The sequence below is a fragment of the Bifidobacteriaceae bacterium genome (assembly GCA_031281585.1).
Lineage (GTDB): Bacteria > Actinomycetota > Actinomycetes > Actinomycetales > WQXJ01 > JAIRTF01.
Genome location: JAITFE010000054.1, coordinates 17,162 through 32,505, shown reverse-complemented (window position 1 = coordinate 32,505; position 15,344 = coordinate 17,162). Strand labels below are relative to the sequence as shown.

13 protein-coding genes, 1 rRNA gene and 1 pseudogene are annotated in these 15,344 nt (G+C 67.5%); 5 read left to right on the top strand and 10 right to left on the bottom strand.

Annotation, left to right across the window (positions count from 1 at the left end; genetic code table 11):
- A 5S ribosomal RNA gene (gene rrf / locus LBC97_05875) occupies positions 1-114 on the top strand; the annotation flags it as partial.
- An 82-nt stretch (positions 115-196) separates the two neighbouring features.
- On the opposite strand, the gene LBC97_05870 is transcribed toward rrf, so the two are convergent.
- The 7 genes from LBC97_05870 to LBC97_05840 form a co-directional block, all read right to left on the bottom strand.
- Entirely contained in the window at positions 197-1,159 is a 963-nt protein-coding gene (locus tag LBC97_05870; GenBank protein MDR2565578.1) for a carbohydrate ABC transporter permease, read from the bottom strand.
- A gap of 11 nt (positions 1,160-1,170) precedes the next feature.
- Positions 1,171-2,280 (bottom strand): sugar ABC transporter permease, encoded by a 1,110-nt coding sequence (locus tag LBC97_05865; GenBank protein MDR2565577.1) that lies wholly within the window; start codon positions 2,278-2,280, stop codon positions 1,171-1,173.
- Positions 2,281-2,284: 4 nt separating this feature from the next.
- Positions 2,285-3,217, bottom strand: coding sequence for a phosphodiesterase (locus tag LBC97_05860; GenBank protein MDR2565576.1), 933 nt, complete (start codon positions 3,215-3,217; stop codon positions 2,285-2,287).
- A gap of 34 nt (positions 3,218-3,251) precedes the next feature.
- A complete protein-coding gene (locus LBC97_05855) occupies positions 3,252-4,067 on the bottom strand; it encodes a tyrosine-protein phosphatase (protein MDR2565575.1) in 816 nt (271 codons plus the stop codon).
- Complete coding sequence (locus tag LBC97_05850; GenBank protein ID MDR2565574.1) at positions 4,064-5,413, bottom strand: extracellular solute-binding protein; 1,350 nt, start codon at positions 5,411-5,413, stop codon at positions 4,064-4,066. The genes LBC97_05855 and LBC97_05850 overlap by 4 nt, the downstream gene beginning before the upstream one ends.
- A gap of 77 nt (positions 5,414-5,490) precedes the next feature.
- Positions 5,491-6,624, bottom strand: a complete 1,134-nt coding sequence (locus LBC97_05845; GenBank protein ID MDR2565573.1) for an ABC transporter ATP-binding protein — start codon at positions 6,622-6,624, stop codon at positions 5,491-5,493.
- 199 nt (positions 6,625-6,823) lie between these two features.
- Complete coding sequence (locus tag LBC97_05840) at positions 6,824-7,714, bottom strand: MurR/RpiR family transcriptional regulator (protein MDR2565572.1); 891 nt, start codon at positions 7,712-7,714, stop codon at positions 6,824-6,826.
- Positions 7,715-7,857: 143 nt separating this feature from the next.
- On the opposite strand from LBC97_05840, the gene LBC97_05835 reads away from it, so the two are divergent.
- Both LBC97_05835 and LBC97_05830 read left to right on the top strand, forming a co-directional pair.
- Positions 7,858-8,805, top strand: coding sequence for a universal stress protein (locus LBC97_05835; GenBank protein ID MDR2565571.1), 948 nt, complete (start codon positions 7,858-7,860; stop codon positions 8,803-8,805).
- 326 nt (positions 8,806-9,131) lie between these two features.
- A complete protein-coding gene (locus LBC97_05830; protein ID MDR2565570.1) occupies positions 9,132-9,806 on the top strand; it encodes a YggS family pyridoxal phosphate-dependent enzyme in 675 nt (224 codons plus the stop codon).
- A gap of 178 nt (positions 9,807-9,984) precedes the next feature.
- On the opposite strand, the gene LBC97_05825 is transcribed toward LBC97_05830, so the two are convergent.
- Both LBC97_05825 and LBC97_05820 read right to left on the bottom strand, forming a co-directional pair.
- Entirely contained in the window at positions 9,985-11,277 is a 1,293-nt protein-coding gene (locus LBC97_05825) for an esterase family protein (GenBank protein ID MDR2565569.1), read from the bottom strand.
- Between the two features lie 153 nt (positions 11,278-11,430).
- Entirely contained in the window at positions 11,431-12,456 is a 1,026-nt protein-coding gene (locus LBC97_05820; protein ID MDR2565568.1) for a CPBP family intramembrane metalloprotease, read from the bottom strand.
- A gap of 521 nt (positions 12,457-12,977) precedes the next feature.
- Between LBC97_05820 and LBC97_05815 the strand changes: the two genes are divergently transcribed.
- A complete protein-coding gene (locus tag LBC97_05815) occupies positions 12,978-13,289 on the top strand; it encodes a hypothetical protein (protein MDR2565567.1) in 312 nt (103 codons plus the stop codon).
- A 342-nt stretch (positions 13,290-13,631) separates the two neighbouring features.
- Positions 13,632-14,969 (top strand): hypothetical protein, encoded by a 1,338-nt coding sequence (locus tag LBC97_05810; protein ID MDR2565566.1) that lies wholly within the window; start codon positions 13,632-13,634, stop codon positions 14,967-14,969.
- A 55-nt stretch (positions 14,970-15,024) separates the two neighbouring features.
- Here LBC97_05810 and LBC97_05805 read toward each other — a convergent pair.
- Positions 15,025-15,219, bottom strand: a pseudogene (locus LBC97_05805) (hypothetical protein).
- Positions 15,220-15,344 lie beyond the last annotated feature (125 nt).

Below are 15,344 nucleotides of genomic sequence, written 5' to 3'. Positions count from 1 at the left end.
GGTGGCCACAGCGGAGGGGAAACGCCCGGAACCATCCCGAACCCGGAAGCTAAGCCCTCCAACGCCGATGGTACTGCCAGCGCAGGCTGACGGGAGAGCAGGAAACCGCCGACACAACCACATAAAAGGACCCGGCCGGGCTCCAAACGGAGCCCGGCCGGGTCCTTTGTTGTTGGTGGCGGAAGTCAGCAGGCTTTCACTTCAGCCCGGAGCGGATAAACGCGTCAACCACGTACCGCTGCAGGAAGAGGTAGATCGCGAAGACCGGAAGGCAGGCCAGTCCGGCGGCGGCCATGACGGCGCCCCAGTTGTTGCCTTCGGCTGAGAGGAAGCTGCGGACGCCCACCTGAACCACCGCAGTCGACTTTTGCAGGATCAGAGTGGGCCAAAGGTACTCATTCCATGCGGAGATGAAGAGCATGATGCCGAGGGCCGCCAGGGCGGGCTTCATATTCGGCACTATCACCCGCCACAGAGTGGCCAAACTCGATCTGCCGTCCACCTGAGCGGCGTGGACCAATTCTTTGGGAAAGGCCTGCATGTGCTGGCGGAGCATGAGGACCGCAAAAGCTGAGCAGAGCTGGGGGATGACCACGCCCGCGACCGTGTTGAGAAGGCCGAGGCGGGACACCAACAGATAGTTCGGGATCATTGTGACCTGGAATGGGACCAGCCAGGATCCAATGAAGAGCAGGTAGAGGGCCTTCTTGCCGGGAAAGCGCCACATGGCGAAGCCGTAAGCGGCGAGCGTTGCCACAAACAATTGTCCCAAAGCGATAGCCAGCGCCATCACGAAAGTGGTGGCCAGCATGTCACGCATGGGAATGGTGTTCCAGACGTACCGGAAGTTCTCCAGGCTCAGCGCCTGCGGGATGAGGCTCAAGGACAGTGCGTCGCTGGTTGGCCGGAAGGCGGTGGCGAACAGCCAGTACACGGGAAAGATGCTGAACAACGCTATGGCCGCCAAGGTCAGATGCCCCACAGTGAGGCGTCCCCAGGCGCGGGACCCGACAGGCAGGTCGGAGGCGGCGCGGCGGGCAGCCCACCGGCCGGCCCGGCGGCTGGAGGGCGCCGGGCCGGGGGCCGCGGCCTGGCCATGCGTTGAATGGCCAGGCTCCTGCACCGCCGGTTCCATTGTCGGAATGATCACGAAGGCCATGGTCTAGGGTCCTAATCGTCGTAGAAGCTGAGGCGTTCGGTTGTCTCGACGAACCCGAGCGCCACCAGGCCGAAGGCGATGAAAAAGAGCACGCCCAGCGCGGCCGAGAGGCCGGAGTCGAAGTTCTGAAAACCGAATTGGTAAAGGATGTAGTAGATGTTCGTGGTCGAGTCGACCGGGCCGCCCTTGGTGATCATGTCGATCAAGGAGAAAGTCCACGGGGCTGCCAACAGGATTGTCATCAGCCCCAGGAACACCAAGGTCGGGGACAGCAGCGGCAAGGTGAGGCGCCAGGTGATTCGGCCCCAGCCCGCGCCGTCTAACGAGGCGGCGGCCGCGTAATCAGGGTTGATGCCGGCCAGGCCGGCGGCGATCACCAAGACGCCAAAACCCAGCAGTTGCCATCCGACAGCCGCGATGATGGCCACGATGGCCAGCGACTGGTCGCGGAAAACGTGGTCGACATCCAAGCCAAGGGAACGCAGGACCAGAGTAATCAGGCCGCCCTCGTCAGCCCAGAGCCACCGCCACACCGCCGAGGTGGCGACGGGCGTGAGGAGGAACGGGACAAAGATGAGCGCCTGGTAGAACGTCTTCCAGCGGCCGCGGACTTGCTGCGCCGCCAAGCCGATCACCAGCGGCAACGCCAGGGAGAATCCCGCCAGGGCCGTTATGTAGACCAGGGTGTTGACCAGAGCGCGGCCCACCTGGGGCAAGGTCAACGCCTCCGCGAAGTTCTCCAAGCCCACAAAGCGCTTTGGGCTGGTCGGAAGCAAATTCCAGTCGAACAGGGACAGATAGAGAGTCTGCGCGAGGGGCGAATAGCTCCAGACCACCAACAACACCACGGCCGGCAGCACGTAAAGGTACGGCGTGACCCGCGCGCCTCGGTGCTGCCGACCTCTCCGCGCGGCGCGGGCGCTTGCCAACGGCGCGGCCGGCTCGGCAGCGGGTGACTTGCGCGCGGCCGGTTGGCGGCGGCCTCGGTCCTTCTGGCCAGGCCCCCTTCGGCCCTTGGGGCCGCGGCCGCCGGAATCCGTCGGGTCAAGGCCGTCGTTTCCGTTGGCGGGCGCGTGAGGGGGAACCGCGCGGGGCGGCGCCGGGTCCAGCGTGACGAACATGTCGTTACTTGGCCCCGGCCGCGGCCACCGGTTCGTCCGCCGGCGCGGCGGTGCCCAGCGCGGCCGCCCGCTCCTCAGGGGTCATCCGTTCGAACGCGGCGATCAGTTCGGCGCTGATCTCATAGACGGTTGGGAAGGAACCCACCGGGACCACCGAGTGCAACACCGTCTTGGGGTACACGTGGATCAGGTTGTAGGACTGGCCGCCGTCCTGGCCGCGGCCGCCTGGGTAGACCACCTGCAGGTCCTGGCTGTAGGCGGTGGCGGCCGCGGCCGACACCGGAACACCGGCGAAGGTCGCGGTGGTGGGGTAATGGAGGTGGCCGGACAGGATGGACCGGACGTCGCCCGCCCGCAGGATCGGGTCCAGGCGGTCGGTCTCACGCAACTCGACCGCGTCGATGATCCCGAGCGGGCTGGGCAACGGCGGATGGTGCATGGCCAGGAGCGTGCCGTGCGGGGCGGGTTGGCTCAGCACATCCGCCAGCCAAGCGAGTTGGCGGTCCGTGACCTCGCCGTGGTGTTCGCCCGGGACCGTGGTGTCCAGCGTGATGATCCTGAGGCCATCGACGTCATACACGTGGTCGACCGGCTCGTCAGTCGGATCCAGGTCGAGGAGGACCCGGCGGAACTCGCGGCGGTCGTCATGATTGCCGTTCATCCAAATCACTTTGGCCCCAAGGCGGCTTGCGGTCGGTTCGACCAAGGCGCGCAGGCGGGCGTAAGCGGCCGGATGGCCCGTGTCCGCCAAATCGCCCGTGAAGATCATGGCGTGCGGGTTGATGGAGGACGCCTCCAGGGCGGCGAGCACGCTGGCCAGGTTCGCGTCCGAGTCGACCACGCCATGCAGCGGCGTCCGGTCGGCGGTGAAATGGGTGTCGGAGATATGAACCACAATGTGATCAGGCTCCGGGTATTGGCTGAGTGAATGACTCATGGCTAACAGCTATCCTTTCGTGTGATTCTGCAGGTCAGAGGCTCCCCGCTGCCAACGGCAGCGGGACTGGGGAGTGGGTCGGGGCGACGGTCGGAACACCCGTCAGGCGTTCGGCCAGGGCGGCCAGTTCGACCGGCGCCAAACCGTGTGCTCGCAAGTAGGCGGCCGCGCCGCCGTGGCTCTGGTCCACGCGCTCCAACAAAGCGGTCATCAACCAGGCCGGGCTGGTGAGCCAGGCGGGCGTCAAGCCGCCCAATTGTGTGCGCGCGGAACCGCTGCGGGCCACGGCGGCGGCCAGCCAGTCGCCGGCAAGATTGGCTTCGGATGCCGCATAGTCCGTCACAATGCTGGCCCGCTCAACGCCAATGGCGTCCAGCGCGAGCCCGACAACCACGCCCGTGCGGTCCTTGCCGGCTGTGCAATGAACCAAGGCGGGGGCGGGTCCCAAGGCGATCTGCCCGACGGCCTCGGCGATCCGCGTCCCCGCCTGCTCCAGCATGTGCCAGTAGATGTCCTCCAAACGGTCCGGGCCCACCGCCCCACGGGTCGGATCGGCCGCGCCAAACAGTGGCAGGCGCCGGATTTCCAGCCCCAGGCCGGAGAGCGGGTCCGGGGCCGCCGCCACTTCCTCGGCGCTCCGAAGATCAATCACCGAGCGCACGCCAAGCTCGTGCAGCGCCCGCCGGCCCGCCGGTGTCAAGCCGTCGAGCGAATCTGATCGGAACAGCACTCCGGGCCGTGTCGCGCCGCCGCCCGCCACCGGATAGCCGCCGACATCTCGGAAGTTGTAGGTGCCGGGCACGCCGAGCGGCCGATTCGCGGGCCGCGTCTGAGTTGCGGGCGCGCTCATCCCTCAATCAACTCCTGAGCCCGCTGGGCCGCTTCGCGCATTGCTTCGGCCGGATCGGCGCCGTAGAAGATGGCGTCTTCTATGGCGGTGGCCAGCACGGTGTCCACTTGCTGATAGCTGGAGCCGGGATAGGCCACCCAGGGGCTGAGGCTGTCCAGTTGGGCGAGGTTCGGCTTGACCAGAGGATTGGAGCCCACCCATTCTGCCAACGGTCCGCCTTCTTCCGTCATGGACGTCCGCAGGGGAAGATAGCCGATCTTCGTGGTGATCTGCTCATACGCCGCCGGACTGGTCATGAACTTGATGAACTCCCAGGCCGCAGCCCGCTTTTCCGGGTCCTCGGTGAAGATCATCAAAGTCGAGCCGGAGTTGGTGGGGACCACAGGCTTGTCGCCGAAGGCGGGCAGCGTGGTCGCGTTCAACGTCCAGCCGCCCGCTTCCGCGCCGGCCATCAGCATGTGCTGGACCGCCGAGGTGTTCACATGGAGAGCGACATCGCCACGGGCGGCCGACTCGTACATGGAGTTGCTGTCCTCATTCGTCAGAATCCCGTCCTGGAACATCTGCTGGAAGGTGGCCACCACCTCGACCGCCTCATCCGAACCGAACTCAATGGTGGCGCGGTCGGCGGAGAGCACGGACGCGCCATTGGACTTGAACAGGGCTTGCATGCACCAGTTGCCGCCAGTCACCACGCAGGCCAGGGAGATCGACGGGGCGCCGGTGGTTTCGCTGACCTTCGCTCCGACCGCGCTGACCGCCTCCCAGGTGGACAGATCCACCGTCGCGGGGTCAATGCCGGCCTCGGCCAGCTTTGTCTCATTGACCCAGAGCACCGGGGTCGAAAAGACATAGGGGATGCCGTAAGTGGAGCCATTCCGGTCAGACAGCACGCGAGCCCGCTCGTGGAACGGATACTCGCCCCCGAAATGCTCGTCCAACCCGGCCTGCCCCACCAACTCGGTCAGATTGGCCGCGCCGAGTTCGTTGATCGCGTAATCCAGTTCGTTGTAAATGATCTGGGCGACCTCCGGCGCTTGCCCGGCCAGCAGCTGCTTTTGAACGCTTTGCGCCACGCCCGCGGCCGAATCACCAGCCTGGCCTGTCACCTTGATGTTCGGATGATCGGCGTTGAACCGGTCAATCAGGCCTTGGGTGGTGTCAGTCCAGGCCCCGGCAGTGCCCAGGTTGTAGCTCTCGAACACGATCTCAACGGTCTTCTCGTTAGACAACTCGACCAGTTCGCCAACCGCGTCAGCGGGACGATCACCGGAGCAAGCTCCGAGGGCCAAGCCGGTGGCCGTGAGCACCGCCAGACACGGAACCAGGCGAGGGGATTTCAACATTTTGGTACTTCTCCTTTTGTGGATTTGGAACTTGTGATCGGATTGGACGCCCGAAGAGGCGGCGGCTCCGCTCTGGCTCAGCCCACGCCCGCCAGGGCCGGAGCGGGCGTGGTGGACGGGAGGGAATCCGGCACCCACTCGAGGCGCCGGCCGCTGGCGCGGTCGAAGAGATGCAGGTGGCGGCGGTCCAAGCCGACGCGTATGGAACTGCTGCGGACCGGGGCCCCTTCGCGGGGCCGGCGGAGGCAAATGCGGGCTCCCTCGGCCAAGCCGTAAACGGCCTCTTCGTGGCCAAGGTTCTCCACGGCATCGACCGCCAAGTTGAACTCGATGTCCGCGTGCTCACTCCCCGACAGAACCCGCAAGTGCTCCGGTCTGACGCCAAAGGTCACCGACAAGCGTCCGGTCTGGCCCGGCCTGAGAGCCGCCCGCCAGGTTCCGCCCACCAGCTCGACCTGGCCGTCGCGGGACTCCACGGCCGCAGGCATCAGGTTCATTGCGGGGCTGCCCACAAAGCCGGCCACAAAGACGGATGCGGGCGCGTCGTAAACCTGGCTGGGTGGCCCGGCCTGCTCGATCCGCCCTCGGTTCAACACGACGATTTGCGTGGCCATGGTCATGGCCTCGACCTGGTCGTGGGTGACGTAGACGAAGGTCGCGTCAAGTTGGCGGTGCAGGTGGACCAATTCCTGGCGGGTCTGCGTGCGCAGGGTGGCGTCAAGGTTCGACAGGGGCTCGTCCATGAGGAACGCCTGCGGGTCGCGGACCAGGGCACGCCCCACCGCCACCCGCTGGCGCTGGCCGCCGGACAACTGCTTCGGCTTGCGGTGCAGGAGTTCGCCCAGTTCCAGGCTGGCCGCGACCGCGCGGACCTTCCGGTCCGTCTCCGCCTTCGGCAGATGCCGCACGCCGAGCGGGAAAGCCAGGTTCTTGTAGACGCTGAGGTGCGGGTAGAGGGCGTAGCTTTGAAAAACCATGGCGATGTCGCGCTTCTTGGGCGGCACGCCCGTGATGTCGCGTCCGTCCAGGCAGATGGCGCCGGCCGTGGGCTCCAAGATGCCCGCGATCATCCGGAGCAACGTCGTTTTGCCGCAGCCGCTGGGCCCCAGCAGCACCACCAGTTCGCCATGGTTGATAGTCAGGTCGATTTGGTCGACCGCCACGGTGTCCTTGAAGGCCCGCGTCAGCCCCACAATCTCAATGGTTCCCATGAGCATTCCGTTCCGTAACGCCGTTCCGGGGCGAGTCCTTCTCGTGGAAGCGCGTTACGGGTCAATGGTGCACGGCGAAAGTGAATTCCAGGGGTTTCTCAGGGAAACGGACGGGAACGGGGAGGAGAAGACTTGGGTTTTTCTGGTGCCCAGCCGGCCCGGTTTGGCCTCCCGGCCGTCTGAGTGCCCCCGTATTCCTCTATGACTCGTCCGGCTCCTGGGCGACTATGCCGAACGCCTGCGACAGCACCGCCCGCGTGCGCCCAGCCCGGTCCAGCAAGTGGCCCACTTCCCGCCCAAGCGCCTGGAGCACCAGCAAATGCACAACGTTGCCGCCTATCCGGTCCTCATCCCAGGCCTGATAACCGGCGCCCGCGACCAAAAGATGGGTCGCAATCTGACCGAGCCGCGAACGCGCGTAGGCCGTCAAGCCGACAATGACAGCGCCAGACGCGCGGGCGGCATCGGCGGCTCCCAGAGTCAACGAATTCGAACCGCTCTCCGTGATGACCAGGCAAACGTCGTTTGGGGTGAGAGCGGCCGCCGCCAATTGCTGGGACACGGCGTCCGAGGGCGCGGCGGCGGCGCGGCCGGCCACGGTCAACACCAACGCGGCCAACTGCGCCCCAGGCGCGGAGCCGCCGCTAGCGACCACCAAAACCTGGTCGGCCTGCGCAATGGCGGCGGCGGCCGCGTCAAAAGCGGGGAAGTCGAACCCCTCCACGGCTGAGGCGAGCGCGCGCCGGGCGCCCTCGAAGACCCCCTCGACGCGGCCTTGGCTGCCGGGGCCCGGCTGCCAGCCGCCGCGCTGGCGACGGCCCAAGTCGCGGACAAGCATCAACCGCATGTGCTGGAAACCGCGATAGCCAAGGCTTTGGCAGGTGCGGCTGACTGTCGCGGCCGAGGTGCCGGTGCGGGCGGCCAAATCGGCCGCCGACAGACCCGCCACATCCTCCGGGTGATCCACGCATTCGCGGGCCACGCGCTGCTCGCTTGGGACCAGCGAGGGCAACAACGAGCGAATCTGGTCGATCGCGCCGACGGTTGGCTGGAGGGCTTGGACGTGGTCCACACTGGAGTTGTACCACACGCCATCTGGCTGAGAAGTACCCACGGAAGACGCCGCCGTTTTGACGACATGCCGACTTGAGCTTCCCTACGGACTCTTGAGATGGTAAAACAATGGTAAGGACCTGGGCTGCCAGCGACTAGATGCAAGGAAGCGGGGGTTTCATGTCAAGAGCACCAGCCATAGTGGTCGGCGTAGACGGCTCAAACTCGTCGACCACGGCACTCGACTGGGCCGTAGCCGAAGCGGAAGTCCGGGACGCGCCTCTGAAAATCGTCTGCGCTTACACGGTGCCCAGATTCGGGGCCACCTCGGTAGACGCCTCGTACCTCGACGTCAGTGCCAACGCGCTCTCGGAAGGGGCGGGAACGGTCCTGAACGCGGCCGTGGGCCGGGCGAAAGAGCGGCTCGCGGACGTGGAAGGCGTTCTGGAGGTCGGGGACGCCGCCGGCGTCCTGGTGGAGCATTCGAAACAAGCCGGACTGATGGTGGTCGGGACGCGCGGCCGGGGAGGCTTCGCCGAGCGGCTGCTGGGAACGGTCAGCACCGCGCTGCCCGTGCACGCCCACTGCCCCACCGTGGTGGTTCCGTCAGGGGGGCATGGCGGCGATTCGGCCGCCGCGCCGGACTCGCCGCCGGTTGTGCGCAAACTGGTTGTCGGAGTGGACGGCTCCGAGGTTTCCAAGCTGGCGTTGGCCAGGGCGCTCGACGAGGCGCTCGCCTGGCGGGCCGAGTTGGTTGCATTCGCGTCAATGCCCGTCGCCTCAGGCACCAGCCTTTTCGCTTGGGCCCCCGGCCAGGTGGACCACACCCAGGTGTTGGGCGAGTTGGAAGCCGAAATCGGCCGACTTGTCGAAGAGCAATTGGTGGGGCGGGATGTGCCGGATGACTTCGTGGTCCGGCATCACGCCCTCGACGGGACCGCCTCCGCCCTTCTGGTGGAGTTCTCCTCCGCAGTCGACCTGATTGTGGTCGGCAGTCGCGGCCGGGGCGGCTTCTCCGGACTGCTCCTCGGTTCCACCAGCCAGGCCGTCCTGCATCACGCCCGCTGCCCGGTGATGGTGGTGCCGGCCCGCTGCAAGGACGTGTTGGCGCCCGGCGGTGGCGAGTGACCCCTGGAGACTTGACGGCTGGCGCTCCGGACGGGAATTCGGCGGGCTCCCCGGACGGAGCACCGACCGGGGCGGCGGCCGAGCAGGCCGGTGGGGGTCCGGATCGGGAGCCGGCTGAGGCCTCGCCTGTTGACGCGGCCGGAATTCCGGGCCGGGCGTTGGCCGAGAACCCGCTTGCTGACGCGGCCGGGGACCCGTGCCGGGAACGGGCCGGGGGTTCGCCCATGGGATCATCTGCGGCTCGGGGCCGGGTAGGGACGCTGGACTCGCGCCAAGCGGGAAGACCAACGGGCCAGACATGTTGGCGCAGCCAGGTTGCTGACGGTTTGGCGCGAGCGCGCGACCGGATCGCGTCCGCGTGCGCCGCCGCCGGACGGCCGGAGGCGGACGTTCGCCTGCTGCTGGCAACCAAACAACAGCCCGCTGCGGCCATCAGGGCGGCCATCCAGGCGGGCGCGCCGCTAATCGGCGAGAATCGGGTCCAGGAATTGGTGGCGAAGGGGTCGGAACTGGCTGACCTGCCACATGAGACACATCTGATCGGCCCACTTCAGACCAACAAGGTCAACGCCGCGCTGCGCTGGGCGACTTGCGTGGAGACGGTGGACTCGCTCAGATTGGCCGAGCGCCTGGCGGCGCGGGTTGCGGACCGTCCCGCCGGGATTGGCGTCATGGTGCAGGTCAACACCTCCGGCGAGCCGAGCAAGTCCGGCGTGGAACCAGCGGCGGCTGCCGCCTTGGCTTACGAGGTCGCGGCACTGCGCGGGCTGCGCCTTGAGGGCTTCATGACGGTGGGACTCAACTCGGACAATGCCGTCGCAGTCGCCCGCTCCTACGCCGACTTGCGGGAGATCCGCGACGAGGTGGCGGCCAGCGGCGTGTGGGGCACAGCCCACGCCGTCGAATTGTCGATGGGCATGAGCGCCGACCTTGAGATCGCCATCGCCGAAGGCGCCACGATTGTGCGCCTGGGCACGGCGGTCTTCGGCCCCCGGGCGTGAGCTTTCGCGAACACCCGCGAGCGCGGCCTCATCGCTGTCCCAAGCCTCAGCGCGACTTTCAACCGCTTCGTGATCCGCTTGTGGATCAGGATCAGCGTGGGGGTTGCATTGGCGGCTTGGCGGGGCCGGTTTCGGGGCCGAACTGCGACTTTGGGCCGCTTCGTGATCCGCTTGCGGATCACGATCCGCGCGGGGGTTGCATTGGAGGGTCTGCGGGGCTCACGTGTGCGATTCGGTCCAGTTGGGCCTGCCAGAAGGCCAATCCCTGCGGCAGGACGGCGACCGCCATGCGCCAGGTGTGGGCCTGGCCGGGTGCGACTATCACCTCGGTTACCTGGTCGCGGTCCTGGAGGGCCTGGGACATCGTTCGGCTGTCGCGGCCGACCTCGCCGTCTTCCTCGGCGCCGGGGATGGCGAACCAGGCGGCGATCGGGTAATCCTCGAGCCCTTCGATGGTGCTGACGTACTTCAGGGGCGTCACCGCGTCAATCTCGGCCTGGTTCGATTTCATGTTCTCCCCACCGGCGCCGGGGGATCCGTACGGCATCAGAGCCAGTACGGTGGCGAATTGGTCAGGGTGGCGCAAACCCTGGTCAATGGCGCAGTATCCGCCCATCGACATGCCCGCGATCGCGTTCGCGCGTCTGTCGGTGGACACGGGGAAATGGTGTTCCACCCAAGGTTTGACAACTTGGTAGAGGTACGTCTCGACCTGCGAGCCGCCGGGTTTGGTCGAGTCAAGGCAGCCCGAATCCACGGCGCCCCGCGCTTTGACGGAGGGGAAGACGGCCACCACCGGCGCGAGTTCTCCCGCCGCGATCATCTGGTCCAGGATGTCCGCGCCGCCTGAGGCGATCCAGTCCTGGGGCGAGCCGGGCGAGCCGTGAATCATGTAGATCGCGGGGTAGGCCACCCTTCCGGAAGGATCGTACCCGGGCGGGGTGTAGATCCAGACTGTGGTGGACGCTAGATTCAGGTCGGCCGGGGCGGGCAACTCGAAGCTGTCCGCCGCTCCCTTGGGGACGGTTGCGCTGGAAGGCTGAGGGGATGGCGTGGCCAGCGGCGTGCCCGGGCCGGCGATCGGCTGCGACCCCAATTCCGAGGTGGCGGGTGCATGACGCGCCAACTCCGAGTCCGTCCGGCTTGACGGCCCAAAGCCCAACCGGATCCGGGCCGCCTCCAGGTTGGGGATCCAGCCCGCGTACCAGTTGGCGGTCGCGGCTAGGCCCAGCACGAGGCTCAAGGCGCCGGCCGTGAAGGCGATTCGCCTCAGCGGCCCCCGCCCTTTGACGTGGGAACGGCGTTTCGTCAGCCAGAAGACGGCCACAGCCAGCAGGGCCAGGCCAACCACTGTAAGCACGATGCCGAAGGGCAAGGTCGCGAACACCGCCCGTTTCGGCCCCGCCACGGCGGGCACCGCCGGAGTCGCCAGCCAAGGGCTAAGCCAAGCGGCCGACGGGAGAAGCGCCATACCCCTAGCTTCACACCTTTGCGGATCAAACGGGTCCTCCGAGTCGTGCGGGCTCATTTCCGCCCCCAGGCGCTGAGGACGCCGGGTGGCCAGGCGGCGCACACAACCGCGCCGTCACCATGCCATCAAAACCCAACCGCTTGGGCGGAGGCCTCAACTGGCCGCTTGCGAGGCTGAGGCCGCGCGTTCGACCAGGCGGCGGCGCCGGGTCCACGTCGGTGCCACGAAGCTCTTGCTCCGCGCGGCCATCACGAGCAGCCAGGCGTTCAAAGCGCCCATGACCACCATGAGAGCTGCCGAGCCCTCAATGCCGAAGGCACCGCCGGTCAGCCATTCCGGGCCGCTCCACTCTGCCCGCAGCCAACTGTTTGCCTCGCCGGTGCCGGAGACGATGGACCCCCATATGGGTCCTTCGGTCACGTTCCAGGCGAAATGGAGGCCAATGCTCCACCACAGAGACCGGGTGGCTATGTAGACGGCGGGCAGGCAGACCGCCTCTATGGCGATGCCCGCCGCGCCCAGCAGCGAACCGTCCGGGTTGGTCAGATGCACGGCGCCAAAGACAACTGAACTGGCCGCCAGCGCGAGGATTGTGCCAAATGTGTCCTCCAGCAGGCGAAACACAACCCCCCGGAAAAGGAGTTCCTCGGCCACGGCGGCGCCAACCCCCAGGGTCAGCAGGTCCAGCCACGGAGAGTAGGCCCCGTTGAAGCCGACAATTCGATAGGCGCCGAGCAATGCGAGCAACCCCACCGTCACGGAAATCGCCACGAACCCGAGCGCCATGCCTTTGAGCAGGCCGCCCGCCCGGCGCCAGGCCAACTCCACCGGCCACCGCCGTCCTTCCTGAGCGGACGCCAAGACCATATAGCCGACTATGGCGGCCGCCAACTCCAGGCTCACCGCCAAGATTGGATTGGAGACCAGACCCCGAAGGGCGTCTTCGCTGGACCCCGCCGAGTCGCTTCCGAATGACGCGGCCACAAAGAACACGCCGACGCCCAGCCCCGCGACAACCAACACCGCCATCGCGGCGCCAATGAACACGGCCAGTCGCAGTCCCGCGTTGAAACGTACCCGGTGAACTGGCGGGTAGGGCTTGAACGGCTCGTCGACGGGCAACAGATCGGCCTCCCGCAGCCGTGAGGTCGGGTCGTAAATCAGGCGGTAGAGGCGCACGGCGACCAGTCTGCCAGGTCGGGAACAGGCGGGACACTCCGGCCTTGTGGGGCGCGGGGCACACTGCGACCAGTCTGACCGCAGGGGTGGTGCGACGGGCCCAAGAGCCGAGTTGCGGTTAGGCTTTGGCTGCCCAGGCGCGACTGCTCGAAACGGTTGTCTTGGTGAACGCCGAGGTGACCGAGATCGTTGTTCACACGATGCGTGCCCGCGCGGCGGATGCCTGCCAATCCCGTTCCTACATCGCTCGCGCTGCGCGCCTACCTGATGCCTGCCTGACGGCAACCAATTCGCGGGAGGCGTTGGCAGCGTCCAAGGGTAGGCCGCAATCGCGGGGGTCCCATCACGACCAGCTGCGGTCACTCCCCGCCCAACGCCAGGGTGCCAACACACCTGACCCAGATGGTCCTGCCGAAGCTTCACGAGGGCCGCCGGCGCGCCATGTTCGGCGACGGTCACCCCACGCCGGACGGCACCCGCGTGCGGGACTGCGTCCGCATGGGGACATCGCCACCGCGCGCATGACTGCCCTGGACTGCCCGGACCGCTGCGAGCGGCCGTTCGACGGGTTCAACACCGGCACCGGGGCGGGCAGATCGGTGCTGGAGGTGGTGGAGACGATCGGGGAGGTCGGCGGGCTGGACGCCACGCCCGCAGTCGAGTCGCGCCGCCCCGGCGACCCGGCGGTGCTGATCGGCGACGCGGACCGAATCGCGCAAGTGCCCGAGTGGAACGAACGACGGCGGGTGTTCCCCGCTGGTGCCGTGGAGGACCCGGTAACCCGTCTCGAAACGATCATGTACGTCCATTTACGAGCATTCTTAGCGCCGTAGTGACGCTCTACAATGATCCCGCGAGTTTTCTTGACCGTTAATGATCGCGAAGGGATTCCCGATGTGGCGCTGGGGCGCAGGTCTGTCAATTCACACGCTCCGGCGAGACCGCGCCGTTGCGGCGGCGCTCGGCCAGAGCGTGACAGGGGGCACAGCGGGTTCGAGCGGCAGCCTGCCGCTGGACCGCGCCGCGAGGGGCACCCGACCGCTGCCGCTGGGCCGCGGTGCCACGTCGGATGGCGCCGCCGCCCGGCGCGGTCGCCCGTGAGCGCCACGCCGGCGCCGCGGCACCGCAGTCCGTCCGCCGCACGGGTCGCTCACCGCTTGTTTGCGACATCGCAGATGAGCGCCCGGACCGTGGGCGCCTTGTTGGTCCCAGTGGTCGTCAGCCAGGCGTTCATCATCGGCTTTTCGGCACTGAGCCCGATGCTTGTTGCGGACGCGGGCCCGGCGGCGATCAGCGCGGTCAGCACGGTGGAGTACCTCAACGTCTTCCTGGTGGGCGTGTTCCTGGCGCTCGCGACCGCAGGCTCGATCATTGTCGCCCAGGACCTGGGGCGCGGGACCCGCGACGGCGCCACCGGCGTGGCGCAGGCATGCGGCGCGACGCTCGCGGTCTCGGTCTTGCCCGCGTTGGCGGTCGGGGCGGCGCTGGCCGCGTCGAGCGGCCCGGTCGCGCAGGCCTTGCTCGGCCCGGCGGGCGACGATGCCGTCGGGTTCGCCCGCGTGTACCTGGTGGGTCTCGCGGCAGCCTATCCCGCGCAGGCGCTGGTCGAGGCGGTGTCCGCGGCGCTGCGCGGCGCGGCGCGCACCGTGCCGGCCTTGTGGCTGACAGTGGCGATGAACGGCGGCTACCTTCTTGCCGCGCTGGTCTTGGTGCGGTGCCTGGGGCTTGGCGTGGCGGGCCTCGCGGTCGCCATCGTCGCCGCGCGTTACCTGTCGGCGGTCTTGGCCGTGCTTCTGCTGGTCAAGTCCCCGTTGCTGGCCGGCGCTGGTTCGAGGCTCCGCGTCCTTTGGCGGCCAGGCTGGGCCGCCGCCCGCCGGGTGATCCTGCTGGGGATCCCGTTCGCCGCGGAGGCGTTGTTCTTCAGCGGCGGCAAGCTGGTCACGCAGACGTTCGTGGTGGGCATGGGCACCCCCGCGATCACGGCTAACGCGGTGGCGCAGTCGTTGATCAGCCTCAGCGAGATCGTTCCGCAGGCCATGTGCTTGGCGTTGGTGCCGATCGTGGGGCAGGCCGTCGGAGCGGGTCGCCTGGATGACGCCCGCAGGCTCATACGGTCTTTTCTTGTGGCTTCGACTGGGGTCTCAGTCGCCGCGGCGGCCGCAATGCTGGCGGTGTTCGGCTGGCTAGAGGGGCTCTACAACACACCAGATGCGATTCGCCGCGATGTGCTGGCGATCTTCTTGCTCGCGTCTGCGGCGCGCTTGCTGTTCTGGTGGGCGGGCTCGTACCTGCTGCCGTCGGGCTTGAGGGCGGCTGGCGACGCTGTCTTCACCACGACGGTCGCAAGCGTGACGATGGTGCTGCGAGTGGCGGCGATCTGGATTGTGGGAGTGGCGCTCGGCTACGGGGTGGTCGGAGTGTGGGCGGTCCAGGTCGCCGAATGGGGGGTCCGCTCGGTGGCGTTCGCAATCCGGTTCCACGGCGCGGCGTGGGAGCGCAAGGCACGTGTCTGACCTCGCCCCAAGCGTGGCTGGACGGCGGCCCCGGCGGGCCGCAGCACGGTGCGGTGGATGGTGGGAGCTCCACGTGGTGGGCGGGGTTCTCGACCTCAAACGGGGTCCAGTGCAACGCCGAGAAGTCCATCCGGCCGGCCGACTCGAACCGCAGGCACCGGCCGGACCGGTTGGCGACATCCGCCCACCGGACGCCGGTGCGGACTTGACAGGTTGGAGCGGGGTGAGCATGATTTCGTGTAAGAACCATAATCGTTCCTAATAGAGGCCTCGCGGCCGGATTGCCGGCGGCTCGCGGTACCACGAGTTCCCAGGTCCGTCACGTGGCTCTACTCCGGTTTCCGAAAACCACCTGACAACGAAAGAGGCTCCTAC

What these genes read in the sequence shown, in the direction of transcription:
- LBC97_05870 (MDR2565578.1), bottom strand. Translation starts at nt 1,159, where the DNA reads ATGGCCTTCGTGATCATTCCGACAATGGAACCGGCGGTGCAGGAGCCT.
- LBC97_05865 (MDR2565577.1), bottom strand. Translation starts at nt 2,280, where the DNA reads ATGTTCGTCACGCTGGACCCGGCGCCGCCCCGCGCGGTTCCCCCTCAC.
- LBC97_05860 (MDR2565576.1), bottom strand. Translation starts at nt 3,217, where the DNA reads ATGAGTCATTCACTCAGCCAATACCCGGAGCCTGATCACATTGTGGTT.
- LBC97_05855 (MDR2565575.1), bottom strand. Translation starts at nt 4,067, where the DNA reads ATGAGCGCGCCCGCAACTCAGACGCGGCCCGCGAATCGGCCGCTCGGC.
- LBC97_05850 (MDR2565574.1), bottom strand. Translation starts at nt 5,413, where the DNA reads ATGTTGAAATCCCCTCGCCTGGTTCCGTGTCTGGCGGTGCTCACGGCC.
- LBC97_05845 (MDR2565573.1), bottom strand. Translation starts at nt 6,624, where the DNA reads ATGGGAACCATTGAGATTGTGGGGCTGACGCGGGCCTTCAAGGACACC.
- LBC97_05835 (MDR2565571.1), top strand. Translation starts at nt 7,858, where the DNA reads ATGTCAAGAGCACCAGCCATAGTGGTCGGCGTAGACGGCTCAAACTCG.
- LBC97_05825 (MDR2565569.1), bottom strand. Translation starts at nt 11,277, where the DNA reads ATGGCGCTTCTCCCGTCGGCCGCTTGGCTTAGCCCTTGGCTGGCGACT.
- LBC97_05815 (MDR2565567.1), top strand. Translation starts at nt 12,978, where the DNA reads ATGACTGCCCTGGACTGCCCGGACCGCTGCGAGCGGCCGTTCGACGGG.
- LBC97_05810 (MDR2565566.1), top strand. Translation starts at nt 13,632, where the DNA reads ATGAGCGCCCGGACCGTGGGCGCCTTGTTGGTCCCAGTGGTCGTCAGC.